At 63.3% G+C, this 25,727-nt stretch carries 26 protein-coding genes; 11 read left to right on the top strand and 15 right to left on the bottom strand.

The window, feature by feature from the left end; all coding sequences use genetic code 11:
• Positions 1 to 16 precede the first annotated feature (16 nt).
• On the top strand, positions 17 to 1,126 hold the full coding sequence (locus tag ACP15P_RS02215; RefSeq protein ID WP_424926857.1) for a pyridoxal phosphate-dependent aminotransferase: 1,110 nt from the start codon (positions 17 to 19) through the stop codon (positions 1,124 to 1,126).
• A 58-nt stretch (positions 1,127 to 1,184) separates the two neighbouring features.
• Here ACP15P_RS02215 and ACP15P_RS02210 read toward each other — a convergent pair whose 3' ends face one another.
• From ACP15P_RS02210 to ACP15P_RS02200, 3 genes are all read right to left on the bottom strand, one after another.
• Positions 1,185 to 1,403, bottom strand: coding sequence for a glycine zipper 2TM domain-containing protein (locus ACP15P_RS02210; RefSeq protein WP_424926856.1), 219 nt, complete (start codon positions 1,401 to 1,403; stop codon positions 1,185 to 1,187).
• A 143-nt stretch (positions 1,404 to 1,546) separates the two neighbouring features.
• Positions 1,547 to 1,765, bottom strand: coding sequence for a glycine zipper 2TM domain-containing protein (locus ACP15P_RS02205; RefSeq protein ID WP_424926855.1), 219 nt, complete (start codon positions 1,763 to 1,765; stop codon positions 1,547 to 1,549).
• A 30-nt stretch (positions 1,766 to 1,795) separates the two neighbouring features.
• Positions 1,796 to 2,983, bottom strand: a complete 1,188-nt coding sequence (locus ACP15P_RS02200; RefSeq protein ID WP_424926854.1) for a pyridoxal-phosphate-dependent aminotransferase family protein — start codon at positions 2,981 to 2,983, stop codon at positions 1,796 to 1,798.
• Positions 2,984 to 3,119: 136 nt separating this feature from the next.
• Between ACP15P_RS02200 and ACP15P_RS02195 the strand changes: the two genes are divergently transcribed.
• Positions 3,120 to 4,868 (top strand): ABC transporter ATP-binding protein, encoded by a 1,749-nt coding sequence (locus tag ACP15P_RS02195; RefSeq protein WP_424926853.1) that lies wholly within the window; start codon positions 3,120 to 3,122, stop codon positions 4,866 to 4,868.
• 53 nt (positions 4,869 to 4,921) lie between these two features.
• Positions 4,922 to 5,707: a CAF17-like 4Fe-4S cluster assembly/insertion protein YgfZ gene (gene ygfZ / locus ACP15P_RS02190; protein WP_424926852.1), complete on the top strand. Its 786-nt coding sequence runs from the start codon at positions 4,922 to 4,924 to the stop codon at positions 5,705 to 5,707.
• A 22-nt stretch (positions 5,708 to 5,729) separates the two neighbouring features.
• Here ygfZ and ACP15P_RS02185 read toward each other — a convergent pair whose 3' ends face one another.
• From ACP15P_RS02185 to ACP15P_RS02175, 3 genes are all read right to left on the bottom strand, one after another.
• Positions 5,730 to 6,512 carry an inositol monophosphatase family protein gene (locus ACP15P_RS02185; protein WP_424926851.1) on the bottom strand — a complete coding sequence of 261 codons (783 nt, stop codon included), beginning with the start codon at positions 6,510 to 6,512 and terminating at the stop codon, positions 5,730 to 5,732.
• An 81-nt stretch (positions 6,513 to 6,593) separates the two neighbouring features.
• Positions 6,594 to 6,845, bottom strand: coding sequence for an EF-hand domain-containing protein (locus tag ACP15P_RS02180; RefSeq protein ID WP_424926850.1), 252 nt, complete (start codon positions 6,843 to 6,845; stop codon positions 6,594 to 6,596).
• A 21-nt stretch (positions 6,846 to 6,866) separates the two neighbouring features.
• The gene (locus ACP15P_RS02175; protein WP_424926849.1) at positions 6,867 to 7,127 is read right to left on the bottom strand and encodes an EF-hand domain-containing protein; all 261 of its coding nucleotides are present in this window, start codon (positions 7,125 to 7,127) and stop codon (positions 6,867 to 6,869) included.
• A 272-nt stretch (positions 7,128 to 7,399) separates the two neighbouring features.
• On the opposite strand from ACP15P_RS02175, the gene ACP15P_RS02170 reads away from it, so the two are divergent.
• Entirely contained in the window at positions 7,400 to 7,945 is a 546-nt protein-coding gene (locus tag ACP15P_RS02170) for a YaeQ family protein (RefSeq protein ID WP_424926848.1), read from the top strand.
• Positions 7,946 to 7,976: 31 nt separating this feature from the next.
• Here the strand turns inward: ACP15P_RS02170 and htpX are convergent, their stop codons facing one another.
• From htpX to meaB, 3 genes are all read right to left on the bottom strand, one after another.
• Positions 7,977 to 8,900 (bottom strand): zinc metalloprotease HtpX, encoded by a 924-nt coding sequence (htpX, locus tag ACP15P_RS02165; protein WP_424926847.1) that lies wholly within the window; start codon positions 8,898 to 8,900, stop codon positions 7,977 to 7,979.
• A 180-nt stretch (positions 8,901 to 9,080) separates the two neighbouring features.
• Positions 9,081 to 9,368, bottom strand: a complete 288-nt coding sequence (gene rpmB / locus ACP15P_RS02160; RefSeq protein WP_424926846.1) for a 50S ribosomal protein L28 — start codon at positions 9,366 to 9,368, stop codon at positions 9,081 to 9,083.
• Between the two features lie 133 nt (positions 9,369 to 9,501).
• Positions 9,502 to 10,485 carry a methylmalonyl Co-A mutase-associated GTPase MeaB gene (gene meaB, locus ACP15P_RS02155; protein WP_424926845.1) on the bottom strand — a complete coding sequence of 328 codons (984 nt, stop codon included), beginning with the start codon at positions 10,483 to 10,485 and terminating at the stop codon, positions 9,502 to 9,504.
• A gap of 121 nt (positions 10,486 to 10,606) precedes the next feature.
• Between meaB and ACP15P_RS02150 the strand changes: the two genes are divergently transcribed.
• The 4 genes from ACP15P_RS02150 to ACP15P_RS02135 all read left to right on the top strand — a co-directional run bounded on the left by ACP15P_RS02150 (position 10,607) and on the right by ACP15P_RS02135 (position 16,575).
• Positions 10,607 to 11,314 carry a DUF3108 domain-containing protein gene (locus ACP15P_RS02150; protein ID WP_424926844.1) on the top strand — a complete coding sequence of 236 codons (708 nt, stop codon included), beginning with the start codon at positions 10,607 to 10,609 and terminating at the stop codon, positions 11,312 to 11,314.
• A gap of 26 nt (positions 11,315 to 11,340) precedes the next feature.
• A complete protein-coding gene (hrpB, locus tag ACP15P_RS02145) occupies positions 11,341 to 13,827 on the top strand; it encodes an ATP-dependent helicase HrpB (protein WP_424926843.1) in 2,487 nt (828 codons plus the stop codon).
• Between the two features lie 94 nt (positions 13,828 to 13,921).
• Entirely contained in the window at positions 13,922 to 15,355 is a 1,434-nt protein-coding gene (locus ACP15P_RS02140) for a Glu/Leu/Phe/Val family dehydrogenase (protein ID WP_424926842.1), read from the top strand.
• 221 nt (positions 15,356 to 15,576) lie between these two features.
• Entirely contained in the window at positions 15,577 to 16,575 is a 999-nt protein-coding gene (locus ACP15P_RS02135; RefSeq protein ID WP_424926841.1) for a PAS domain-containing protein, read from the top strand.
• A gap of 24 nt (positions 16,576 to 16,599) precedes the next feature.
• Here ACP15P_RS02135 and ACP15P_RS02130 read toward each other — a convergent pair whose 3' ends face one another.
• Positions 16,600 to 16,830, bottom strand: coding sequence for a sulfurtransferase TusA family protein (locus ACP15P_RS02130; RefSeq protein WP_424926840.1), 231 nt, complete (start codon positions 16,828 to 16,830; stop codon positions 16,600 to 16,602).
• 119 nt (positions 16,831 to 16,949) lie between these two features.
• Between ACP15P_RS02130 and ACP15P_RS02125 the strand changes: the two genes are divergently transcribed.
• On the top strand, positions 16,950 to 17,702 hold the full coding sequence (locus ACP15P_RS02125) for a cytochrome c biogenesis CcdA family protein (RefSeq protein WP_424926839.1): 753 nt from the start codon (positions 16,950 to 16,952) through the stop codon (positions 17,700 to 17,702).
• A 1-nt stretch (position 17,703) separates the two neighbouring features.
• Positions 17,704 to 18,189: a dihydrofolate reductase gene (locus ACP15P_RS02120; RefSeq protein ID WP_424926838.1), complete on the top strand. Its 486-nt coding sequence runs from the start codon at positions 17,704 to 17,706 to the stop codon at positions 18,187 to 18,189.
• Positions 18,190 to 18,251: 62 nt separating this feature from the next.
• Here the strand turns inward: ACP15P_RS02120 and ACP15P_RS02115 are convergent, their stop codons facing one another.
• On the bottom strand, positions 18,252 to 19,724 hold the full coding sequence (locus ACP15P_RS02115) for a hypothetical protein (protein ID WP_424926837.1): 1,473 nt from the start codon (positions 19,722 to 19,724) through the stop codon (positions 18,252 to 18,254).
• 433 nt (positions 19,725 to 20,157) lie between these two features.
• On the opposite strand from ACP15P_RS02115, the gene ACP15P_RS02110 reads away from it, so the two are divergent.
• A complete protein-coding gene (locus ACP15P_RS02110; protein WP_424926836.1) occupies positions 20,158 to 21,264 on the top strand; it encodes an OmpA family protein in 1,107 nt (368 codons plus the stop codon).
• 130 nt (positions 21,265 to 21,394) lie between these two features.
• Here ACP15P_RS02110 and ccoS read toward each other — a convergent pair whose 3' ends face one another.
• Genes ccoS through ccoG form a run of 4 tightly spaced genes read right to left on the bottom strand, consistent with a single transcriptional unit; the run spans position 21,395 to position 25,657 of the window.
• Entirely contained in the window at positions 21,395 to 21,553 is a 159-nt protein-coding gene (ccoS, locus tag ACP15P_RS02105) for a cbb3-type cytochrome oxidase assembly protein CcoS (RefSeq protein ID WP_424926835.1), read from the bottom strand.
• Positions 21,550 to 23,712 carry a heavy metal translocating P-type ATPase gene (locus ACP15P_RS02100; RefSeq protein WP_424926834.1) on the bottom strand — a complete coding sequence of 721 codons (2,163 nt, stop codon included), beginning with the start codon at positions 23,710 to 23,712 and terminating at the stop codon, positions 21,550 to 21,552. Before ACP15P_RS02100 ends, ccoS begins: the two co-directional genes overlap by 4 nt.
• A gap of 44 nt (positions 23,713 to 23,756) precedes the next feature.
• Positions 23,757 to 24,227: a FixH family protein gene (locus tag ACP15P_RS02095; protein WP_424926833.1), complete on the bottom strand. Its 471-nt coding sequence runs from the start codon at positions 24,225 to 24,227 to the stop codon at positions 23,757 to 23,759.
• Positions 24,224 to 25,657, bottom strand: a complete 1,434-nt coding sequence (ccoG, locus tag ACP15P_RS02090; protein ID WP_424926832.1) for a cytochrome c oxidase accessory protein CcoG — start codon at positions 25,655 to 25,657, stop codon at positions 24,224 to 24,226. Before ccoG ends, ACP15P_RS02095 begins: the two co-directional genes overlap by 4 nt.
• Between the last annotated feature and the right edge of the window lie 70 nt (positions 25,658 to 25,727).

Below are 25,727 nucleotides of genomic sequence, written 5' to 3'. Positions count from 1 at the left end.
CCACACTATCCAGGGGGTGAGGATGCCAAAATATACGGATGTTGTGTCCTCACTTCCCGTGACCGTCCCGTTCGTGGGGCCGGAGGCGCAGGAACGGGCGTTGGGGCGGCCGTTTCGGGCGCGGATCGGTGCCAATGAGAACCTGTTTGGACCGTCGCCCAAAGCGGTTGAGGCGATGGGCAAGGCGGCGGCAGAATGCTGGAAATATGGCGACTCCACCAGCCATGAATTGCGGGAGGTACTTGCCGAACATCACGGTGTCGCTCCGGAAAATATTCTTGTAGGTGAAGGGGTTGACGGACTTTTAGGATACCTCGCCCGCCTCGTTGTGCAGCCGGGAACGCCGGTTGTGACGTCGCTGGGCGCGTATCCGACGCTGAATTATCACGTCAATGGATTTGGCGGGATTTTGCATACGGTTCCTTTCCGGAATGATGCTGAGGATCCGGAGGGCCTGGCGGCGAAGGCGCGGGAGGTTGGTGCCTCGCTCGTTTACCTGAGTAATCCGGATAACCCTATGGGAACATGGGTGAAATCCGAGCGGATTGCCGCGATGGCCGCTGCGATGCCGGAGGGGTGTCTGCTCTGTCTGGATGAAGCCTATGTGGAGTTTGCGCCGGCGGAGGCCGTTCCGGCGATTGATGTTTCGGATGAGCGCGTCATCAGAATGCGTACATTTTCCAAGGCTTATGGGATGGCTGGGGCCCGGATCGGTTATGCCATCGGGCATGTGGATCTGATTGCGATGTTTGACCGGGTGCGAAACCACTTTGGAGTGAACAAAATTGCGCAGGCCGGGGCGCTCGCGGCGTTACGGGATGGTGCGTATTTGGCACAGATTGTGAGTCAGGTGGCACAGATTGTGAGTCAAATGGCACAGATTGCTGAGGTTAATGGCCTTTCGAGCCTTCCGAGCGGTACAAATTTCGTCGCAATCGACTGTGGACGCGACGGGGCGTTCGCCCGCCGGGTTCTGGAGGCATTGGTGGCCGATGGGGTGTTCGTGCGGATGCCGTTCGTCGCGCCGCAGGACCGGTGCATCCGGGTGACGGCCGGACCGAAAGCGGAGATGGAGATTTTCGCGGAGGCGTTGCCCCGGGCGTTGAAGGTCGCGGAGCGGGGGTAGCTCACAAGTGTGCTACCCGGCGATTTCGCCGGGCAGTGTAGTTTGGGTCTGCCTAAAATCAGTTGCAGGTTTTGCGGCTGGCGTAGACGCCGCCGGCGGTGGCGCCTGCTGCGGTGGCGATTTTGTTGCCGGAGCCGCCGCCGATCTGGTCTCCGATGATGCCGCCGATTGCCGCGCCGCCCGCGGTGCCGATGGCGCAGTCGGCGTCCGGGTCGCCGGTGGAGCAGGCGGACAGGCCGATGGAGGCGATGGCCGCAATGCCGAGATACTTGATCATGTTGGGAGCCTTTCCCCTTCTGGTTTCATTCGTGCGTCTCCGGACCGTGCCGGGACGGGTGTAGCGGCTCAACTTTGAGGGGGAAAAAGGGGCGCGGCAAGTGCCATTTCGGCTGTGGCGGAATGCCGCGGCCCCGGGGTCTGTTAGCGGCAGGCGGCCTGGCTGCCCGCTACGGCACCGGCACCTGCGCCGATGGCCGTGGTGGCGCGGTTGCCGTCGCCGCCGCCGAATTGGTCACCGATCACGCCGCCAAGTGCGGCCCCACCGATGGTGCCCGCGGCACAGTCCACATCCGGGTTGCCGGTTGAGCAGGCGGACAGGCCGATGGAGGCCACCGCCGCGATGCTGAGAATGCGTATCATCAGGATTTTCCTTCCCTTACAGAGTGTCTTTCAGTCCGCCGCGCTACCGGCGAGAACGGCGGCCGCCGCGGAGACGCCGCCACTGTGATGTGGAATGTGTAGGGCCGCAAGGCCGGTTTCAATGGTCGCGAGTGCGCCGAGTACCATCGGCGGATCAAGGTGGCCCATATGTCCGATGCGGAACACGGAGTTCGGATCACCCTCGGGACCGACGATGCCGACACCGAGTGAGAGGCCCGCATTGGCCTCGCACCATTCGCGCAGGCGCTGACCGTCGCCTTGGCCGGTGTGGATGGCCGTGACGGCGGTGGAGCGGTCGGTGGGGTCGGTGATGTTCAGGCGCAGATCGCCGCCCCAGGCGTCTACTGCTGCCCAGATGGCCTCCGCGAAGCGGCGGTGGCGTTCCCAGGTGTTCTCAAGGCCGACCTCGTCCAAGATCATCGTCAGCGCCTCACGCAGGCCGTAGAGGTGATGGGTGGGCGGGGTGCCGCAGAAGCGCTGGTAGAAGATCTCCGGGTCGATGCGGGGTTTCCAGTCCCACCACGAGCTTTTGCACTCGATGGCCTCCTTCACCGCGCGGGGACCGGCCCAGGTGAAGGCAAGGCCCGGCGGGGTCATCAGGCCCTTCTGGCAGGCGGAGAGCATCACGTCGACGCCCCAGTCGTCCATCTCGAACGGCTCGCAGGCGAGCGAGGCCACGCAATCGACCATGAAAAGGGCCGGATGGCCGGATTCCTCAATGGCTTTGGCAATGTCTGGGATGTTGTTGCGCACGGAGGAGGCCGTGTCGGTCTGGGTGGTCAGCACGGCACGGATTGTGCCGGTGATGTCGCTGGCCAGACGCTCCTCGACCTGATTGGGATCGACGGCGGCGTGGAAGCCGAACTCCATGATCTCCACGTTGATGCCCATCTGCCGGGCCATGGCGGCCCACATGTGGACGAAACGGCCGGTGGAGAGCATCAGGACGTGGTCGCCGGGGTTGAACATGTTTGCCAGAACGGCCTCCCAGGCGGCGTGGCCGTTGCCAATATAGATCACGGCGGGCGCGCTGGTGCGGGCGACGCGGGAGAGGTCGGTATAGACCGTGTCGGTCATGTTGATGAGGTCTTCGCCGTAGATGTTGGGCGCGGGGCGGTGCATCGCGTTCAGGACCCGGTCGGGCATGATGGAGGGGCCGGGGATGGCGGTGAGGTCTTTGCCCTGGGCGAGTATCATGGCGGTCGGGTTCCCGTTCTGGCGGTTGTTTTTCGCGGCGGAGGAAACGGCAAATTGGCTTTGTTGTCGAGCGCAACAGTGCGTGTTAGTCGGTACTTTGCCGGGAATTTCCGGTGGATGGCGGGATCAGTGCGCAATGAGCAGAAAAAAAGCCCCGGAGACCCCGTTTTTTGGTCCGCTGCGGCGGCTCTGGGCTGACTGGCTGCGGCCGCACCGGCGGCTTCTCTATGCGTCCATTCTGTTCTCGCTGGTCACGGCGCTTGCGACCGGGGCCTATTCGAAATTCATCCAGTTTGTGATGTCAGCGCTGGAGCGGGCGGATGCCTCGGTGGCGTGGTGGGGGCCGTTGGGCGTGATTACTCTGACCATTAGCAATGGTCTGTCGCAGTATTTCAGCGAGACCCTGTCGAACCGGGCGGTGTTTCGGATGGAGCGGGACATGCGCAGTGCGATGTTTGGACAGCTTGTGGACACGGATCTGGCGCGGTTGCAGTCGGAGGCTCCGGCTTCGCTGGCGGCGCGGTTTTTCTCCGACATCACGCTTGCGGGCAAGACGGTGCGGTCGGCGCAGAGCGGCCTGACCGGGATAGCGACGCTGCTGGTGACGCTGGGATTTATGCTGACCATCGACTGGTCGCTGACGCTTGTGATGATTTTGATTTTTGGCCTCGCGCTCGTTCCGATCAATATTATCGGGCGGCGGATGCGCAAGCTGTCGAAATCCACGCAGGCGGAGATTGCCAACATGTCCTCGGAGATCAACGAGGACCTGGCGGGCATTCGCGTGGCGCGGACCTATCAGCTTGAGGAGCCGCTCCGGCGGAGCGCGGACGGGATTTTCGAGCGGCTGTTCCGGCTTTGGGTGAAGCAGAACCAGTGGCAGGCGCGGGTGACGCCGGTGCTGGAGATCCTGATGGGGCTGGCGATTGCGGTTCTGCTGCTCGTTGTTGGCTACCGGATCAGTGAGGGTACGATCTCGGTGGCGGATTTCACCGGTATTCTGACCGGTGTGGGTATTCTGGCCGGACCGGCGCGGAAGCTTGGCGGGACATTTGCCGCGATCATGCAGGGGCGCCCGGCGCTCGACCGGGTGTTCGAGGTGCTGGACGTGGAAAACACCGTGGTGGACGGCACGCAAAACATGGAGAAGGCCGAGGGCGCGATTGCGTTTGAGGATGTGAGTTTCGCCTATCCCGACGGGCATGTGGCCCTTTCCGGTGTCAGCCTCGATATTCCGCCGGGAACGAAGACGGCGTTCGTGGGGCGGTCGGGGGCCGGAAAGTCGACCATATTCAATTTGTTGCCGCGTCTTTATGATGTGACGGGTGGGATGATCCGGATTGACGGGCGGGATATCCGGGATCTGACCCTGGCGGATCTGCGGCGGCAGATTGCGGTGGTGAGCCAGGATTCGGTGCTGTTCACCGGAACGGTTGCGGACAACATCCGCTTCGGGCGGCGCGATGCCACGCAGGAGGAGATCGAGGCGGCGGCGCGGGATGCGGCGGCACACCGGTTTATCGAGGCTCTGCCCGGTGGTTATGAGACGCGGATCAATCCGGCGGAAAATTCCTTTTCCGGTGGGGAAAAGCAGCGGCTGTCGATTGCGCGGGCGATTTTGCGGAATGCGCCGATTTTGATGCTGGATGAGGCGACCTCGGCGCTTGATGCGGAATCGGAGGCGCTGATCCAGGAGGCGCTGGACCGGCTGTCGGAGGGCAAGACGACGCTGGTGATTGCTCACAGGCTGTCGACCATTCGCGGGGCGGACCGCATTGTGGTGATGGAAAACGGAGCCGTGGTGGAACAGGGCAGTCATGCGGATCTGATGGACCAGGCGGGGCTCTATGCCGAACTGCACGGATTGCAGTTTGCCGGGAGCTGACGGGTTTTTTCGCGGGCGGTGCCGCATTACATGCGGACAAAACGGAGTTTGGGATGACTGAGGCACTACACGCGACCGACCGCACGGTTCTGCTGGTTTCCGGTGAAGATACACGGGATTTTCTTCAGGGGCTCGTGTCGAACGATGTGCGCCGGCTGGAGACGGAGCCCGCGGTTTATGCGGCACTTCTCTCGCCGCAGGGGAAGTATTTGTTTGATTTCTTTCTGGTGGCGTCTCCGGAGGGCGTTCTGGTCGATGTGGCGACGGACCGGGCGCAGGCTCTGGCACAGCGGCTGAGCATGTACCGGTTGCGCGCTAAGGTGGCTGTCGGGTTGGCCGAGCGTCAGGTGGTTGTGGGTCTGGGCGATGTGCCCGGGGGTGCGTTTGCCGATCCGCGGGATGCCGGTCTTGGTTGGCGGGCCGTTGTGGAGGATGCGGGTGTGTTCATGGAGGGCATGGATACGCTGGATCCGGATGTGCTGCTGGCGCGGCGGGTGGAGCTGTGCGTGCCGGAGAGCGGTGCGGAGTTGAAGCCGGACGAGTCGTATATCCTGGAGCAGGGGTTTGAGCGCCTGCACGGCGTGGATTTCCGCAAGGGCTGTTATGTCGGGCAGGAGGTCACCGCCCGGATGAAGCACAAGACTGAGCTGCGCAAGGGATTGGCGCGGGTTGAGGTGGAGGGTGACGTGGCGCCTGGCACGCCGATCGAGGTAGACGGGAAGCCCGTGGGCACGCTCCATTCGGTGCAGGGCGGCCAGGGGCTGGCCTATCTGCGGTTTGACCGGGCGGAAAAGGGCGGCATGACGGCGGCCGGGGTTGGTCTCCGGCTCAGGGAATGAGGCCGGATCCCGTACCTGGAATTTAGGGAAGGACGTTTTTGAGCGGCTCGAAGACGTTTGCATTCGCCGCAATGACCGTGCGGCTCTCAAACACGCTGTCACCGACCAGGGGGCCTACGAAGCCGCCCGCTTCGCGTACGAGCAGGAGGCCTGCAGCTGCGTCCCAGGGTTTCACTCCGCGTTCCCAGTAGCCGTCGTAGCGGCCTGCGGCCACGTAGGCGAGGTCGAGGGCGGCGGCGCCAAAGCGGCGTATGCCGGCACAGCGGGGGGCTACAGCGGCCATGTCGTTGAGCGTGGCGGGGAGTTCGGGGCGTCCGGCAAAGGGTACGCCGGTGGCGAATATCATGTCGATCATGTCGCGACGGCCCGACACACGGATGCGGCGGTCGTTCATCCAGGCACCGGCGCCTTTTTCAGCCACGAACATCTCGTCTTTCGCGGGGTCGTAGATCACGCCCGCAACGATTTCCTTCCTGTGCTCCAGCGCAATCGAAATGGCCCAGTGCGGCAGGCCGTGAAGGAAGTTGGTGGTGCCGTCGAGCGGGTCGACGATCCAGCGGCGGGTGGGGTCCTTGCCAGGGACCTCCTCGCTTTCCTCGCCCAGCCAGCCGTAGTTGGGGCGGCCGGTGGTGAGTTCCTCGCGGATCGTGGCCTCGGCCTTCATGTCGGCGCGGCTGACGAAATCGCCTGGGCCCTTTGAGGACACCTGGAGGTTTTCCACCTCGTTGAAGTCACGCACGAGGGCGCGGGCCGCTTTGCGCGCGGCCTTGATCATCAGGTTTACGTTGGCGGAAGCTTGCGTCATTGGGTCGTCCGTAATGCAGGGAGCGTCGCCTTATGGAGGCTTTTGCGCCCTGCGGCAAGCCTGTTGACGCGTGAAATCGGGTTAACGGTCGCGATAAATCCGGTCGTAGATCATGCTGACGCAGCCGAATTCGCCTTTGTCGAGCACGCCATTGCGGTCCGCGTCGCATTTGTTGAAATGAACGTCCGACAGACCCTTGAGATTGGACTTCGCCTCCTGCGGCGTAATTGCGCCGTTTGCGTCCTCATCGACGCGGCTGAAGGAGGAGGCCCCGGCCACGAGCGGAGCCGGGGCGAGCAGAGCCAGTACGAGGATTGTGGTCCTTAGTTTCATCGGTGCGTTCCGAAACTGGTGTTACCGGTTATTCCTGTAAAGCATGTCGTACATGTTGTTCAGCAGCGGAAATTCGCGCTGGTCAACGACACCGTCGCCATTGGTATCGGCCTTGCGGTAGTGGACCTCGGACATTCCGTGGAACACGCGTTTGGCCTCCTGGTAGGTGACAACGCCATCGCCATTGGCGTCGGCGCGGCTGAAGGAGACCGCTCCGGCGGCGGAGGCGGTCAGGACAAATGCGGTTGCGGCGGCGGCTGTGTAGCGGAAACTTCTTTTCATGATCTGACCCCCCATGGGTTCACTGGTACTGAAACAAACGGTTTGAGCAAATACCGTGGCCATCCGTATTCGCGGTGGCATGGGGGCGTTGTAGGCGAGTGCCGCGCGATTTGAAAGGCCGTGCCGGACACTTTTGCGAGTGGATTGGGATGGTTTAAGGCAAAGGTCGGCTTCAGGGGACACGTCGGAGAGGACGTTTGCAAAGCTTGCGGTTTCGCTCGTCGCGGACCATACGCAGCGGGCATTCTGAAATCCGGTGATCGGGACCTGTCATGGCGCAAAATGCCACCATTCATAAAGTTGAGCTTTCGGTCTCCGACATGGACCGTCACTACTATGAGACCCACAAACTGACCGTCGCCAAACATCCCTCGGAGACGGATGAACGGATGATGGTGCGTATCCTCGCCTTTGCCCTGAATGCCCACGAGCATCTGGAAATGACGCGGGGGCTTTCGACGGAGGATGAACCTGACATCTGGCAGAAAAGCCTGAGCGGCGAGCTGGAGGTGTGGGTGGCCCTGGGGCTTCCCGGCTTGAAGGCGGTGCGGCAGTCCTGTGGAAAGGCGGGCAGGGTGGCTGTCTATGCTTACGGTGGCAGGACGGCTGAGCTGTGGTGGGAGAAGATCCAAAACAGCCTGACCCGTTTCGACAATCTCGAGGTGACAGGATTTTCCGCGAGGGACACGGGTGAACTGTCAAAACTCGCAGGCCGCGCGATGAAGCTTCAGGTTAATATTCAGGACGGTGAGGTGATGGTCAGCGAAGGCGACAGCATAGTGTATCTGACGCCACTGGCATGGAAGAGTGTCGCCTGAAGCGTTATGCAAGCAACCTGAACGCTGGTGCTTATCCCCAGGGTCCGGAGCGTCCCTGTTTGCCTGTTTTTGGAATGCTGCTGGCGGACATCCGTGGATTGGAAACACCCGCGGACTGTCCGCCCCGTGCCGCCATTGCGCGCAGTTCGGCCACCCGGTTTTCGGTCGCGGGGTGGGTCGCGAAGAGACTGTCGTGTTTATGCGCGTGCAGTGGGTTAATGATGAACATGTGTGCCGTGGCGGGGTTGCGCTCGGCCGCATGGTTGTCGATCCGGGCCGCGCCGGAGGCGATTTTTTCCAGTGCGGAGGCCAGCCAGAGGGGGTGACCACAGATCTCGGCGCCCGCCTTGTCCGCGGCATATTCCCGCGTCCGGCTGATCGCCATCTGCACAAGGCCCGCGGCCATGGGAGCGAGGAACATCATCAGGAGTGTGCCCACAAGCCCCATCCTTTCGCGGCTTCCGCCGAAAAAGAGCGCGAAGTTGGCCAGCATGGAGATCGCACCGGCGAACGTTGCGGTGACGGTCATGATTGCGGTGTCGTGGTTGCGGATATGCGCCAGTTCGTGCGCGATAACTCCGGCCAGCTCCTCCCGCGTCAGGCTTTGCATCAGGCCCGCGGTCACCGCCACGGCGGCGTTCGCGGGGTTGCGGCCGGTGGCAAAGGCGTTTGGCTGCGGCGTTTCGATCAGGTAGACCTTCGGCTCAGGCAGGCCCGCGTTGCGTGCAAGCTCCGCGGTAAGCGCGTGAAGGCCCAGCCGGTCGCCGGGCGGGACTCGACGGGCATTGTGCATGCGCAGGACCATGCGGTCCGAGTTCCACCAGGTGAAGACGTTCATTGCCGCGGCGACGACAAGTGCAATCACGGCGCCGCCCGATCCACCGATCAGGTAGCCCACGCCCATGAAGAGAGCGGTCATTGCTGCCATGAGCATCGCAGTCTTTACATAACCCATATCCGTTTTCCGAACTTCGTGGTGAGTGTTGGGAGAAATATGGGGAGGTTTGAGATGCGTGCAAGTCCGGGCGTGCGACCCTCGTCTTTGCAAAGAGGGACAGCGCGGCCAAGGCGACCAAAACAAAAACCCCGCCGGTGGGGCGGGGTTCGGAAACCTTGCGGCTATCAGTGTCGCGGATCAGGCGGCGGTGGCGGCCTTTGCGATGTCGCGCTTTACCTTCAGCGCGTTCGCGGACAGATCGTCGTCGTTGGCTTTTGCGAGGAAGGCGTCGAGGCCGCCCCGGTGGTCAACGGACCGCAGGGCCGATGCGGAGATTTTGAACTTGAACGAACGGCCGAGGGTCTCGCTCTGGAGCGTGACATCGTTCAGGTTCGGCAGAAAGCGCCGGCGTGTTTTGTTGTTGGCATGGCTGACATTGTTGCCAACCAGTACGCCCTTGCCTGTCAGTTCGCAGCGACGTGACATGGTTCTGTTCCTTGCTCTGGGCCTTGCCTGCGGCCTTGATTGCTTGTCATGGTGGATTGCCCGGCAACTCCGGGATCCTGAATCTCGAAGCGGCCAGATAGCCGAGCCCAGGTGGTTCGTCAAGTACGCGGGCTCAAGTTCGCGGAACAAACCGGTCCAGGAGCCGATCCGCCGCCGTTTCCGGTGTAATATCGCCGTTTTTGACCTCGGTGACCAGTGAATCCCGCAGGGTTTTGATGGCCTGATCCGATTCGAGTCGGGCCGTCAGACCCGCGGTGACGCAGTGGTTGAACCAGGCGAGCTGCTGGCTTGCGCGGTTATGGTCCCAGGCGCCGCTTTCGCGACGTTTTTCGGCAAGGGTGGTCATGGCGGACCACGCGTCATCCAGTCCGTCGCCGGTCATGGCGGACACGGTTGCGGCCATGGGGTAGCCTTTGGGGTCGCCGGGTCGGGCGCGCAGGAGGCGCAGGGCACCGGCATAGTCGGCACAGGTCCGCACGGCCTGGGCTTTCAGGTCGCCATCGGCCTTGTTCACCAGCAGGATGTCGGCCATTTCCATAATGCCGCGTTTGACGCCCTGAAGCTCATCACCCCCGGCGGGCGCGAGCAGAAGGACAAATATGTCGGTCATTTCCGCGACCATTGTCTCGGACTGGCCAACACCGACGGTTTCCACGAGAACCACATCAGCGCCCCAGGCCTCAACGAGGGCGATGGTTTCGCGGGTGCGGCGGCCGACGCCGCCGAGGGAGGACTGGCTCGGGGAGGGGCGGATGAAGGCCCGGGCGTCGCGGGAAAGGTGCTCCATGCGGGTTTTGTCGCCGAGAATCGATCCGCCGGAGCGGGCCGAGGACGGGTCTACGGCGAGGACGGCGAGTTTGTGGCCCTGTTCCGTTAACCGAAGTCCGAAATTCTCAATAAAGCTGGATTTTCCCACGCCGGGCGTGCCGGTCAGGCCGATGCGAATGCCGGGCTTTGCCGGGGCGGGGAGGCGTTCGAGAAGGGCCAGGGCACGCTTTCTGTCGTCTTTACGGGAGGATTCGACCAGAGTGATGGCACGGGCCAGGGCGCGGCGGTCGCCCTCCTGGAGCCTTTCAGACATGGTTTCGAGATCCATCAGTCGGCCCATCCTCACGCATGTTTCACCGGTCAACGGCCCGTTCGATCCTCGACATGAGAGCCGGTTTCGGCATAGATCAACCCGTGTAACCCGATGTCAACCGGCCAGGGGGCCCAGAATGTTGAATGCGCGAATTTCCGGTACCGTACTGGCCGTGGCCCTGATGGGTGGCGGGCCGGCGCTGGCGGAGAAATATGAGCAGAATTTCGATTTTCGCATAGCGGGGATCAAGGCGGGCGAGGTCAGCATCAAAGGTGAGACCGGGGCCAATGGTTATGTGGCTGATGCGCGGGTCACCTCCACCGGACTGATCGGGCGGATTGCGGATTTCTACTATGTTGGCACGTCGCGCGGGGCGATTACCGGCGGTGGTCGGCCGGTGCCGAAACTCTTTGAGGTGACATCGCGCTCGCCGCGGGCCGAGCGCGAGACAAGGATTGAGTTTGAGGGCGGCACGCCGGTGTCGGTTTCCGTGGAGCCGCCGCGCAGCACCTCGCCCGATCCGGCCTCGCAGGCCGGGACGCTTGATCCGATCTCAGCCGGATTTGCCGTTCTGAAGGACGGGCCGGTCGAGGGGATCTGCAACAAGCAGGTGGATATTTTCGACGGTTCACGCCGGTCGCGGATTGCGCTGGCTCCGGCACGGGAATCCGGTGGCGATCTGGTCTGTGACGGGCGTTATACCCGGCTTGAGGGCGAGGAAAACACGTTCTCGTCGAGCGATTACGGGTTTCAGATCGTCTATTCCGAGGATGGCGGCTACGCGCGTCTGCAACGGATCGAGACCAAAACCAAGTTCGGAGCCGCGACCGTCGAGCGTCGCTGATCCATTTGGGCGTGCCGGACTCTGATATGGCCGGTGCGCCTGATACCCTTCCCATAGATGCGGTTTTGCCGGAGCTTCGTGAGGTTCTGGCGCGGGAAGGCCGTGCGGTTTTGCAGGCGCCGCCGGGCGCGGGCAAGACGACGCGGGTGCCGCTTGATCTGATGGCGCATGGCGCCGTTGAGGGGCGGATTGTCATGCTTGAGCCGCGCCGGGTGGCGGCACGGGCGGCGGCGGACCGTCTGGCGGCGTCGCTGGGCGAGGAGCCGGGCGGCCGGGTTGGCTACCGGATGCGTGGCGCGACCGTGAAGGGCAGTCATATTGAGGTTGTGACCCAGGGGGTTCTGACCCGGATGATCCAGAACGATCCCGAGCTTGCCGGGATCGGCTGCGTTATTTTCGATGAGTTTCACGAGCGGGCTCTGACGGCGGATCTGGGGCTTGCGCTGGTTCTGGAACTGCGCGGGGCGTTTCGGCCGTATCTGAAGGTTCTGGTGATGTCGGCGACGCTGGACGCGGAGCCGGTGGCGGAGTTGATGGATGGGGCGCCAGTGGTGACGTCGCAGGGGCGGGCCTGGCCGGTGGAGACACGCTGGATGGAGCGGCCCTGGCGACAGGTCGGGCGGGGTCGTGCGGGGCTGGAGCTGGCCGTGCGGGACCAGGTGCTGACGGCGCTGGGCGAAACGGAGGGCGGTATTCTGGTTTTTCTGCCCGGCCAGGGGGAGATTGCGCGGGCGGCGCAGGCGCTGTCCGGGAGTTTGCCGAAGGGCGTGGAATTGCAGCAGTTGCACGGGAGCATGCCGCTGAAAGCGCAGAGGGCGGCTTTGTCGCCTTTGGCGTCCGGGCGCAAGCTGGTGCTGGCCACGTCTATTGCCGAGACCTCACTGACCATTCCGGATGTGCGGGTGGTGGTGGATGCCGGGTTCGCGCGCCGGTCGCGGTTTGATCCGGGCTCGGGCATGTCGCGGCTGGTCACGGAGCGGTTGACGCGGGCCGAGGCGGAACAGAGGCGCGGGCGTGCCGGGCGCGTGGCGGAGGGCTGGTGCTACCGGTTGTGGACGAAGGGCGAGGAAGGAGCGCTGGGCGCGTTTCCACCGCCGGAGATTGCCTCAGCTGATCTGGGGCCGCTTGCGCTTGAACTGGCGGTTTGGGGCGCGGCGCCTGGGGATCTGGCGTTTTTGACGCCGCCACCGGATGCGGCGTTTGAGGAGGCGGTGGCGCTGTTGCAGCAGCTTGGAGCGCTCGATGCGGAGGGGCGTGTGACGTCCCATGGCGGGCGGCTGGCGAAGATGCCGGTGCATCCGCGGCTGGGGCACATGCTGGTCCGGGCGGCGGAGGCCGGGAATGCGCGTCTCGGCGCGGATCTGGCGGCGCTGCTTGAGGAACGCAATCCGGTGCTCGATGGCGGGCAGTCCGATCTGATGCAGGGCCTCCAGGCCATTGCGGGACGGAAGGGCTCGGCGCGGGTCGATGCCGGGGCCGTGGCGCGCATACGGCAGGAGGCGAAACGGTTGCGGGCGCTGGTCCCGGATGGCGATGGTCCGGGTGAGCTGTCGCCCGGTGGTGCGTTATCGCTGGCCTATCCGGACCGGATCGGGTTGCGGCGCAAAGGGGACAAGCCGCGATATCTGCTCTCGGGGGGCAAGGGCGCGAAGTTTCGGGATGACGACGGGCTGGCGGCACAGACAATGGTCGTGGCGGCGGACACCGATGGCGACCCGCGGGAGGCCACGATCCGGCGGGCGTTGCCGGTGCGGATGGCTGAAATCCGGGAGATACACGCGGAGCGGATTGAGCGGGTTCAGCTTTGCGAGTGGTCGAAGCGGGAACGGGCGGTGCTGGCGCTGGAGCGGACCATGCTGGGGGCACTGGTGCTGGATGAAAACGCCTGGCGGGACGCGCCGGATGACGCGGTGGCGGCGGCGATGGTCGACGGGGTGCGGGAACTCGGGCTTGCAGCACTGCCGTGGAACGGCGCTGCACGGCGGTTTGTGGCGCGGGTGAACTGGGTCAACGGGCAGGGCGCGGGGTTGCCGGATTTTACGGAAGAGGGGCTGGAGCGGGACCTGGAGACGTGGCTGGTGCCGTACCTGCAGGGCGTGCGCCGGGCGGGCGATCTGGAGAAGGTCAATCTGCTGGCGGCGCTTGAGGCGCGGCTCGACTGGAACGCGCGGCAGGACCTGGACCGGTTGGCTCCGCCGAAGATCACGGCGCCCACGGGGACGGGGCTGCCGGTGGATTACGGCGATACGGCGCCATCGGTCTCGGTTCGGTTGCAGGAGATGTACGGGGTGACGCGGCATCCGGTGGTGGGGCCGGATGCGATTCCGCTGCTGGTGCATCTTCTGTCGCCGGGGCACAGGCCGGTTCAGACGACGAATGACCTGCCTGGATTTTGGCAAAACACCTATCTGGACGTGCGGCGGGATTTGCGGGGGAGATACCCGAAACACTTCTGGCCTGACGATCCCGCGACGGCGCAGCCCATGCGTGGGACAAAAAAACAAAATTCCTGAAAAAACGCTGTTTGGCTTGAGTAGTTGCTTAACGAGTGTTCTACAATCTCTGCCAGGTGATGAAATTACAGTCACGTGACCAGGGAGAAGTTGCATGAACGCCCCACTGAGAGAGCCGAGTTTTCGCGAATCCGTCGACCTTATGTTCAACCGCGCCATTGCGCTCACGAACATCCCCGAAGGTCTGAAGGAAAAGATCAGGGTTTGTAACTCCACCTACACCGTCCGGTTTGGCGTGCGACTGCGGAACCACATTTACACGTTCACCGGGTATCGCTCTGTGCATTCGGAGCATATGGAGCCGGTCAAGGGCGGCATCCGCTTTGCCATGAGCGTGAACCAGAACGAGGTTGAGGCGCTCGCGGCTCTGATGACCTTTAAATGTGCGCTGGTGGAGGTGCCGTTTGGAGGCTCCAAGGGCGGGCTCTGCATCAATCCGCGTGACTGGGAGGAGCATGAGCTGGAACTGATCACGCGGCGGTTTGCCTATGAGCTGGCCAAGCGCGACATGATCAACCCTGCGCAGAACGTGCCGGCCCCGGACATGGGCACGGGCGAGCGGGAGATGGCCTGGATTGTGGACCAGTACCGCCGCATGAACACCACCGACATCAATGCGGCCGCCTGCGTGACCGGCAAGCCGTTGAATGCGGGTGGTATTGCGGGACGTGTCGAGGCGACGGGCCGTGGCGTGCAGTATGCGTTGCAGGAGATGTTCCGCCACCCGGAAGACGTTACCAAGGCGGGGCTTTCCGGCGGGCTCGAAGGCAAGCGTATTGTCATGCAGGGCCTTGGTAACGTGGGCTATCACGCGGCGAAGTTCCTGTCGGAGGAGGATGGGGCGCTGATCACCGGTGTCGCCGAGTTCGACGGCGGTATCGTCAATCCGGATGGTATTTCGATTGAGGATCTCAAGCAGCACATCGTTGAGACCGGCAGCGTCAAGGGCTTTGCCGGTGGAACCTATGTGGAGAACAGCGCCAGTGTGCTCGAGGAGGAGTGTGACATTCTGATCCCGGCCGCGATGGAAGGCTCCATCAATATGGGCAACGTGGACCGGATCAGGGCGCCGCTGATCGTGGAGGCCGCGAACGGCCCGGTTACGGCCGGGGCGGATGAGGCGCTGCGCGGGCGTGGCGTAGTGATCATGCCGGACCTCTATGTGAACGCGGGCGGTGTGACCGTGAGTTACTTCGAGTGGGTCAAGAACCTCAGCCATATCCGCTTTGGCCGGATGCAGCGCCGGCAGGAGGAGGCCCAGAATGCGATGCTGGTCACCGAGATCGACGGGCTGTTGAAAAAGGCCGGGATGTCCGAGGGGCTGTCCGAGAAGTTCAAGCAGGACTACGTGCGCGGTGCCGGGGAGCTGGAGCTTGTGCGCTCCGGTCTCGATGACACGATGCGGACGGCCTATCAGTCCATGCGGGAGATCTGGAACAGCCGCGAGGATGTGCCGGACCTGCGCGTTGCGGCGTATCTGGTGTCCATCGACCGTATTGCGGCGGGGTACAAATCCAAGGGGCTTTGAGCCGGGTTTCGACCGCCAGACCGTTTCGGTTTTCAACCACCCGTGGGGCGCCTGCGGGTGGTTTTGTTTGGGCGGGCGTCGCATTAACGGTTGGTTAACGAGAGATATTGACGGGTTGGTAACAGCCAGGTTTATTGGAGTACTGTTCCGGTTGCGTGTCCGCATTGGCGATCGTGCGAGAGCGGAATGCAGGTTTGAACTACACGACGCCGGAGACTCCGTTGGATATAACTGCTGATCATGTGCGATGGAACCTTCGCAACGACAGGGCCATGGGCGAGGCCGTGCGCCATGCGCGCATCCCGTTGTGCATTTCGGATCCCAATGCGGCCGACAATCCGATAGTATTCGTCAATGACGCCTTTCTCGATCTGACCGGATATGAGGAGGCGGAGGTAATTGGCCGCAACTGCCGCTTTTTGCAGGGGCCGGAGACGACGTCGCAAAGTGTGGATGCCGTGCGCCGCGCCATCGAGGAACGCCGGGTCGATACGGTTGAGATCAACAATTACCGCAAGGACGGGTCCAGTTTCGTCAACGCGCTCCAGATCGGGCCGATCCTCGATGATGACGGGACGCTGGTCTATTTTTTTGGCTCGCAACTCGATGTGACGGAGCGGCGGGAGGAACAGCGCCGGGTGCGCAGGCTGGCCGAACAGGAACTGGTCCATCGGCTGCGCAACATCGTCAATGTCATGAGTGTCGTCATCCGAATGACCGCGCGCGAGGAGGAGGATACCGGGGCCTATGCCACTTTGATCTCCGAGCGGTTGAAGGCGTTGAGCGAGGCGCATTTCCAGACCATCAACCTGCCCGAGGATGGAAACCTGACTCTGGAGGAACTCTCGGATTCGATCCTGAGAGCCTATGCGCCCAGGGGCGAGCGGCAGTTTGGGCTGGACGGGTTTCACTTGGTTCTGCCGACGCAGCTTTTGTCCTGCATGGCGCTGACGCTCCATGAACTGGCGACCAACTCGGTGAAATACGGGGCGCTGGGCGCGGAAACGGGGCGGGTCGCGGTTGACTGGGTCGCGGTGCCTGGTGAGGGCGACGGGCGGTTTCGGGTGCGTTGGACGGAGAGCGGCGGGCCGCCGGTGAAGGCGCCGGAGCGTCATGGCGGCTCACGGCTGATCAGTGATCTGATTATGGCAACCGGTGGCTCAATGGAGCTGCACTGGGAGCCGTCGGGACTGATCGCGGAGATGGAGTTTCCGCTTTAGCCGGGTTGCCGTCCGGCGACGGGGTTATTTCCGACGGATCAGGTATTCGTGGCGGGGATGGCCGAGGCTGGTTTGACTGACAAGCTCGTGGCCCTGTTCGTTGCAGAAATGCGGGAAGTCGATCAGCGCGGCCGGGTCGTCGGCGACAACACGCAGAACCTCGCCGGATTTCAGGGCCAGCAGGCGTTTACGGGCCTTGAGTACGGGCAGGGGGCAGAGCAGCCCCTGGGCGTCGAGTTCGTCATTCCAGGTCATGGAGCTGGAATATCCAGACGTTTGGCTTCTGTAAATCGGTCAATGACATTCTGTTGACGTGACGCGGGGGCTTCCCGCAGATAGGTTGCGCGAAACTTTATCCGGGGCGTGTTGGCGGTATGTTTGGAATTGATATTTGGGATGCGTCCCTTCTCCCTGCGCTGTTTGTTGCCTTGACGGCAGGGGTTTTGAGTTTTCTCTCACCCTGTGTATTGCCAATCGTGCCGCCGTATCTGGCCTTTGTGGCCGGGTCGAGCATGGAGGACATGACCTCAAAGAAACGCGCGGGCGGACGTGTGATCATGACCGCCGGGTTTTTCGTGCTGGGGCTGTCGACGGTGTTTTTGCTGCTGGGGCTGGCGGCGTCGGCGTTTGGGCGGCTTCTGCTCGCGTATCAGCGGGAAATGGCTATGGTTGCCGGGGTGGTGATCCTGGTGTTTGGCCTGCATTTCCTGGGCGTCTTTCGCATTGGACTGCTGGCGCGGGAAGCGCGCATTGAGTCCGGGGCGAAGGGTGGCACCGTGCTGGGCGCGTATGTGCTGGGCCTCGCGTTTGCCTTTGGCTGGACACCGTGCATTGGCCCCGTGCTGGGCGCGATCCTGTCGCTGGCGGCGCAGGAGGGCTCGGTTGAGCGCGGCATGCTGCTGATGGGGTTTTACGCGATTGGGCTGGGTGTGCCCTTCCTGCTGACCGCGCTGTTTTTGGGCCAGGCGGTGGGGCTGATGAACGGACTTAAGAAGCATATGGGCCGGATCGAAAAGGTCATGGGTGTGTTGCTGGTTATCGTTGGCGTCATGATGCTGACCGGGGCGTTCAGCAGTCTGTCATTCTGGCTTTTAGAGACATTTCCGGCACTTGGACTGATTGGCTGAGATGATTTCTCTTGTTGTTGCCCGTGCCCGTGGTGGTGCGATTGGACGCGATGGTGAGATGCCCTGGCATCTGCCGGAAGATCTGCGGCTGTTTCAGCGCGAGACCCGGGGCGGTGCGGTGATTATGGGACGCCGGACCTGGGAGAGCCTGCCGGAGCCGCCACTGCCGGATCGGTTCAACTGCGTAGTGACGCGCACTGACGCGTCCGGCGCGGATGCGGTTGTGAGCGGTTTGAAGGAGGCGGTCGCGGCGTGCAGGGAGGCTGGGCATTCGCGGATCTACGGTATCGGCGGCGCGCGGATTTATTCTGGGCTGATGCCGATGGCTCACCGGCTGCTTGTTACGGAAGTGGATCTGGACGTACCGGATGCGGATACGTTTTTCCCGGAGTTTGACGCTCAGGACTGGCGGGAACTGGACAGCCTGGTGCTGAGGGAAGAGGCGCCGCGCTGTGTGCTGCGGGAGTTTTTGCGGCGGGCGGCCTGACGAGGGAAACCCTGCGACCGGAGCGTGTCCAGTCACAGGGTTGATACGGTGACAGCTCCGTTTTAGCTGCAGCCGGCGCCGGCCCAGTCGCGGATCAGCTGTTTGAAACCGTCAAGCGGGTGGTTGCGGTTCAGGGCGGGCGCGCCGACCGGGGTCAGGTAGTGTTTGCCCTGCTGGCAGAGGTCGGCTTTTGTCCAGGTGTGGCAGTCCTTGCACTGGCGGGTTTTCCAAACATCTTCCGGAAGGCCCTCGATGGGCGCGTATTGCGGGGTTGAGGTCGTGATGATCTCCGCAATGGTTTTGCCGTTAAGGTGCGGGTATTCGCTCACAACCGGCTCGTCAAAGCCAATGATCCGGGCAGCGACGGTGATGTTGCCATTATCGGCCGGAGCGGTCGAGGGCTGCTCGGTCATGGATTTGAGGGCTGCCGCAACGATATCGGGGTCTGCCGCGTTGCCGGTCGCAAGCGGGACGAGGCGGGTGTCATCTGAACCGGTGGAGTCGGAAAGGCCGGCAAGCTTCTGATCTTGTGCGGTTTCTTCCGATGCCGATCTCAGTGCCACCTCGGTTGCGGTGATCAGGTCGCGCCACTCGTTGTTTGGTCGTGCGAGGGTCGTGACAAGAACGGGTTTAAGCGGGCGCAGGGTGCCGTCATTGTTCGGACCCGGGACACGGATGGCGGGACCGGCATCTGGAGCGGCGGCGGTCTGCACGGTCTGAACCGGCGCGACGGGTTCAAAGACGGGGTCAGCCCCGGCTGATTTGGTCGCGAAGGGAGAGACGGTCGTTGTGTCAGACAGTTCCCTGGTGAAGGTTAGCTTCGTCTGGAAGGGCGAAACCGTGGTGGTGTCCGAAATCTCTTTCGTGAAGGCCAGTCTGGTCTGGAACGGGGTGACGGTCGTGGTATCGGACAGGTCCTTCGTGAAGGTCAGGACGGTGGCATCGGCGGTATTCCCACCGGAGGGCATGAAATCGTCGATTGAGATCATGCCACCGCTCAGGGCCACGAGGCCACCGGCGACGATGGCCGCGGCGGCGGCAACCCCGATCAGACCGGCGGCGCGGTTGGACCGGGGTGCGGGCGCCATTGCGGCCGGAGGGGCGTGAGGTTCCGGGCGGGGTGGCGGTGCGCTGAGGCGTGATGCTTCGGTGCGGGCTTTCTCGTACCATGCGTCATCGTCGGACGCGGGAGCGGCGCCGGAAGCCGGGCTCTGGCGTTCGGCAATACGGTCGGCGCGGGCCTGGCGGGCGGCTGCGAGTTTCTCGGGCGACATGCGGGATGCGAGATCGGACGGGTCGCCCACCCTGTGGGGCTTCGGTACGCCGGTCTCTTCGGCGTCGGACTGGGCGCGGGCGGAGGGGCCTCCCTGTTTGCGGCCCGGCACGCCGAGTGCGCGGCGGATGGATTCCAGTTCCTGTTTGTCCATTGTCCGCGGATCCTTCAGGAACAGCTCGCGGCGCAGGTCGTCGACTGAGGCGTCATCCGTTTTTTTGTACCGGGTGGAAGATCCGGTTGGGGCGCGATCATCTTCCATTGTGTTCTTCCTCGATCTGTTGAAACGCCCTTTTTTCGACCATTCTGGCAACCTGGTGGCGTACCGCCATGTCCCAATTCAAAAAAACTGCGTTTCCCGTGTCAATTCGTTTATGCTTTTCCCTGCCGGTTTGTTGGTCCGGTCTGTAGTGTCTGGTTTGAGATTAGGGGGGAGGGTCATGGGGCTCAGTGACGTTTGTCACAGACGTTCGTTACAATTTGAACTTTCCTGGACGCATCTTTCGCCGGGCACCGCAAACCCGGTTTGGACCCGGCTTTCAGGCCGGGCACCGACGCGGGCGGTGAGCCAGGACCGGCGGGGGATGTGCCGTGAGCGGGCGATGGGCCCGCCTTTGGACATGGCGGTGGGTGACCACCGTGGAAGCCGGATCAATGGCGGAAGAAGGACGCTGATGTTCAGTATGGAGGTAAAATTGGAAACCGAGAAATTTCGTGGGTGCCGCTGGACCGCTCTGATGGCGGCGGTGCTGGGCCTGGTGCTTTTGTGTTCCATGAACACGGCGCAGGCGCAGGGTGATCCCTTCGCGCCGGGCTGGGATCTGAACCTGGAGAGATCGAGCCTGGCCTATCAGTCGATCAAAAAAACCTCGGACGGGCAGCTGAAGGTGGAGTCCAATTCTTTCGCCTCTTTTGACGCCGGTATCGAGCCCGGCGGCGAGGTGAACATGACGGTGCAGCTGGACTCGGTGGACACCAAGGTGGACCTCCGGAACGTGCGGATGCGCTTTCTGTTCTTTGAGACCTTCCGCTTCCCGGAAGCAACCATTTCGATGCGGCTGACGCCGGCCATGGTGGCGGATTTGCCGGAAAAACGACGTAAAGCCATGACGTTACCGTTTGTTTTCGAGTTCCATGGTGTGCAGGCTGACATGGTGGCGGAGGTTGCGGTGACGCTGCTGGACGAGAAGCGGGTTTCGGTGGCGTCGATCACGCCGGTGTCCATCGGGGTCGCGGATTTCGGTATGCTGGAGAACCTCACCAAACTGGAGCAGGCCGTGGGTGGTGTGGAGATCGTGCCGTCGGCTACTGTAACATTTGATCTGCATTTCACGCGTCGCGAGATGGCGGTGGAACCGGAGGCGCCGGAAGCCGTGGAAGAGGCGCCGGTGGCGACCTCGTTTGCGCTGGAGCCGGAGGGGGATTTCTCGGCCGAGGCCTGTGCCGGCCGGTTCGAGGTTCTGTCGCGCACCGGAAACATCTACTTCCGCCGGGCCAGTTCCCGTCTGCAGGAGGACAGCTTCCCACTGCTGCGGTCCGTGGTGGATATTGTGGCGCGGTGCCCCGAGCTGAGGGTGGTGATCGCGGGGCACACGGACTCGGATGGATCGGATGATGCCAACATGTGGCTGTCCCAGGCGCGAGCGCAGTCCGTGGTGGACTACCTGGTGCAGAACGGCATCCAGCGGGATCAGCTTCGCGCCGTTGGATATGGTGAGACCGCGCCGGTGGTTCCGAACACCAGCGAGTACAACAAAAGCCTGAACCGAAGGATCGAGTTTTACGGGGTGTCTTCGACCTGAGCGGGTAGTCTTGCCCGCCAACTCTCCGTACGGCTGCGAATCAATTCTGGCCAGACCTGGGCGCCCGGCGGTTTCGTCGGGCGTTCCTGACTGAAATGGCGAGTGTCAGCCCGCGGGTACAGGCGTGCCGTCAGCGTTTTGGGTGGTCGTCGAAACGGTCGGAGAGGATACGGTTGGCGTCGCCCTCCGGGTCCTCGTACTGGTTGTTGCGCAGGCTCCAGAGGAAGGCGCAGAGGCCGGCTCCCCCGAGGATCAGGGTCACTGGTACGAGAATGGCGAGAACATTCATTTGGTATCTCCCAGACGCATGGCGTTGAGCGAGACTGCAATGGAGCTGGCCGACATGGCAAGGGCCGCGATCAGAGGCGTGACGAAGCCCATGAACGCGATGGGTACGGTGATGATGTTGTAGCCGAATGCGAGGGCAAAGTTTTCCACGATGCGTCGGCGCGAGGCGCGGGCGAGTTCAATGACCTCGACGATGTGATCGAGGTTGCCGCCGAGCAGGATCATGTCCGAGGCTGACCGGCTGGCCGTTACGGCGGTGGCCGGTGAGATCGAGACATGGGCGGAGGCGAGCGCGGCGGCGTCGTTGAGGCCGTCGCCGACCATCAGGGTTTTGTGGCCTTTGTCCTCAAGCCCGTTCAGAATGTCGACTTTTTCAGGCGGTGTTGCTCCGGAGGTCCAGGTGTCGATGCCGAGTTCGCGGGCGACGGCGGCGACCGGTGCCTCGGTGTCTCCGGAAACAAGCATGACGGTGAGGCCAAGATTTTTCAGGTCGCTGACCGCCTGGGCCGCTTCGGGGCGGGGGACGTCGCGAAAGAGCAGTGGCACGGGGGCATCGTCGCCGATGCGCAGCCAGGTGGCGGTGCGGTCGCTGTGGTGGTCCGCCCCAACACAGTCGGCCCGTCCGAGGCGAATGCGGTGGCCGTCGTGGGTCCCCTCAAGGCCGAAACCTGGATGCTCTTCGATGGCGTCCACCTGGGCCGGAGATATACCGGTGCGGGCGGTGGCATCGAGGATGGAGACGCAGAGCGGATGGCTGCTGCCGCCTGCGATACCGGCTGCGAGGGCGAGAGTGCCGGGATCAATGCTTTCGGGGTCGATGAGCTGCGGACGGCCATTTGTGAGTGTGCCGGTTTTATCGAAAACCACCGTGTCGACGCCCGCGAGGCGTTCGAGCGCATCACCGTCGGTGAGCAGGACGCCCTTGCGAAACAGTTTACCGGAGGCGGAGGCCAGCACGGCGGGCACTGCGAGGCCAAGGGCGCAGGGGCAGGTGATGATCAGAACGGCGGCCGCGATTGTGACGGCGAGGTACCAGTCCTGGCCGAGGATGCCCCAGCCGAGGAACGCGGCGGCGGCGAGGATGTTGACCGTGTGACCGTAAAAGCCGGAGGCGCGTTCAGCGATGGTGGAGTAGCGGCTGCGGCTCTGCTCGGCGCTGGCAACAAGCTCGGAGATTTCGTGCAGCAGGGTGTCCTCGCCGAGCGCGTTCACGGTGATCCGCAAGGTGCCTGAAAGGTTGAGCATTCCCGCGCTGACGCGTGCGCCGGGAGCGGCCTGCTCGGGCAGGGTTTCTCCGGTGAGCATGGAGCGGTCGATTTCGGAACTGCCCGAGAGCACGGTGCCGTCAACGGGAATGCGTGCGTTGGCGGCGACCTCGACCACGTCACCGGGGTTCAGCGTGTCCACGGTGACGGCCTCGACAGTTCCGTTGGGGCTCACCCGCCAGGCGCGCTGGACCTCAAGCGCGGCCAGCTCGGCGGCGGCGGAGCGGGCGGATCGGCGGGTCAGGTGGGCGAGATAACGGCCCACGAGCAGAAAGAAGGTGAGCATCAGGGCCGCGTCGAAGAAGGCGTGCTCGCCGGAATTTGCGGTCTCCCAGAGACTGACGCCAACAGCCAGCAGGATGGCGGTGGAGATGGGCAGGTCCATGTCCATACGGCCGCCGCGCAGGCCGAGGATGGCGTTGCGGAAAAAGGGCTGGGCGGAGAAGGCGACTGCGGGAATGCTGATCAGGGCTGACATCCAGTGCATGATGTCGCGGGTGGAGCCGTCGGCGCCGAACCAGACGGAAAACGAAAAAAGCATCACCGCCATGAGTGCGAAGCCCGCGACGCCGATCCGGGCGAGCAGGGCGCGTCCGACATCGTCGCGGCGGGTGGCGTCGAGTGCGGTGGAATCGAGACGGTTGGCTGTGAACCCGGCGGATTTGAGGCTTTCGAGCAGATGGTCCTCGACATCCGGCCGGTCGGCTGCGGTGACGGTCACGCGTTTGAGGCCCAGGTTAACGCGGCAGGTCTCAACCTCGGGCAGGGCAGCAAGGCAGTCCTCCACCCCGTTGATGCAGTTGACGCAGTGAATGTCGGGCAGGGAAAGTTCAATGCGCCGCAGGGGGACGCCGTCCAGTGACCGGAACGGCGCGGTGCCGCGACTGGCGGGCATAGCGGCACAGCCTGGGCAGGCCGCTCCGGTAAAGCTGGCGTCGGTCATTTTAGTGCGGGGACGTAGAGGTTCAGCCGCTGCCGAAAAGTTTCGCCCTCAAAATCCGTTGCCTCAATCTCGGCCCGCCAGATGCCGGGCGCAAGAGTCGCGGTCGCAGTGTACCCGTCCGGTCCGGCGATGAGTTGCGGCTGAATGTCGTCGCGCTCTGTGGTTGGACGGCCGATGGTCAGGTCGAGCGATGCGGGGCGCACCAGACGCCCCTCACTGTCACGCATGGCGAGCGCCACGCTGCCGTCCGCGTAGTCGAGGTTCAGGCTCCAGCCAAGGGCCTCCTGCGCCTCGCGGTTGCGGTCGAAGGACTGGCTGGCGACGTAGCTGTTGGGGACGACGAGGCCCGAAAACGTGCTGACGGCATTGAAGAGCAGCGTGAGGTTGGCCGCGAGGATAACGCCGAAAAACAGCGCGAAGATCAAGGCCACATCCCGTCCGGTGAGGGGTCTTCCGCGGATGTTCATCGTCCCGTTCCCTGGAATATGGTCGGCTCGCTGGCCGTGGTTTCGGAGTTTTCGTCGCTTACCGTCATCACGATTTCCGTTGCCCCGGCGGTTGCCGCACCGCTGTTGGCGGGCGCGGTCAGGTACACCCTTTGACGCAGGGTTTCATCGGCCGGTACGGTGACGGAGCGCGTGTCCTGTCCCTGGAGGTCGAGGACCATGTTGCCGCCGCCCTCCAGAGCAATTTCAAGGTCGCGGTCGAAACCCGTCATGTTGCGAAGCCTCAGTTCATAGGCGTTGCGGACGGAGCCGTCCGACAGCACCACGTTCACCGGATTACGGACCGGTTCGATGGAAAAGGCAAGATCGGTGCGCATCACAAGAGCGGCAATGAGACCTAGGCCGATTGCGCCCCACAGGGCCGTGTAGACGATGATGCGCGGACGCAGGATGCGCCGGATAACGGAGACGGAGGTGCCGCCCCTGGTCTCGGTTTCCTGGTCCTCGACGGTCACGTAGTCGATCAGACCGCGGGGTTTGCCGATTTTGTCCATGACATCGTCGCAGGCGTCGATGCAGAGGGCGCAGGTGATGCAGGCCAATTGCTGGCCGTCGCGGATGTCGATGCCGGTGGGGCAGACATTCACACAGGCGGAACAGTCGATGCAGTCGCCGAGATCGGCGGCTTCCGCGGATTTGCGGTGTTTGCCGCGTGGTTCGCCGCGCCAGGCCCGGTAGCCTACGGTGATGGTCTGCTCGTCCATCATGGCGCCCTGGATGCGGGGCCAGGGGCACATGTAGATGCAGACCTGCTCCCGCATGAAACCGCCGAAGATGAAGGTCGTCGCTGTCAGAATGAAAACGGACGCATAGGCGGTCAGCGGGGCCTGAAGGGTGAAAAGATCAACGAGCAGGGTGGGTGCGTCCGCAAAGTAAAATACCCATGCTCCGCCGGTCGCAACGGCGATCAGAAGCCATACGGTCCATTTAAACAGGCGCAGGCGGATTTTACGGGCGTCCCATTTGGCGTTGAAGAGACGCACGCGGGCGTTTCGGTCGCCCTCGATCCAGCGTTCCACAAGGATAAAGAGGTCCGTCCAGACGGTCTGGGGGCAAGTGTAGCCGCACCAGACGCGGCCGAGCGCGGCGGTAAACAGGAAGAGCCCGAGGCCCGCCATAATGAGCAGGCCCGCCACGAAGTAAAACTCCTGGGGCCAGATCTCGATGAAGAAGAAATAGAAGCGGCGGTTGGCCATGTCGACCAGAACCGCCTGGTCGGGCAGGGCCGGGCCACGGTCCCAGCGCAGCCAGGGCGTGATGTAGTAGATCGCGAGCGTGATCCCCATGATCCACCACTTGAGTGTTCGGAATTTACCCGAGACGCGACGCGGAAATACCGGTTCGCGGGCCGCGTAAAGGCTGGGTGGTTTGGATTGCGAAACGTCCGTCACGGAACTGTCCTTACCCGGTTACACCCGAACCCAGTCGGTTCGGGCGTGTTTGTCGATCCGGGCGGTGGCT

Source organism: Amaricoccus tamworthensis (assembly GCF_049800875.1).
Lineage (GTDB): Bacteria > Pseudomonadota > Alphaproteobacteria > Rhodobacterales > Rhodobacteraceae > Amaricoccus > Amaricoccus tamworthensis.
This window is presented reverse-complemented; position numbering and strand designations above follow the sequence as displayed.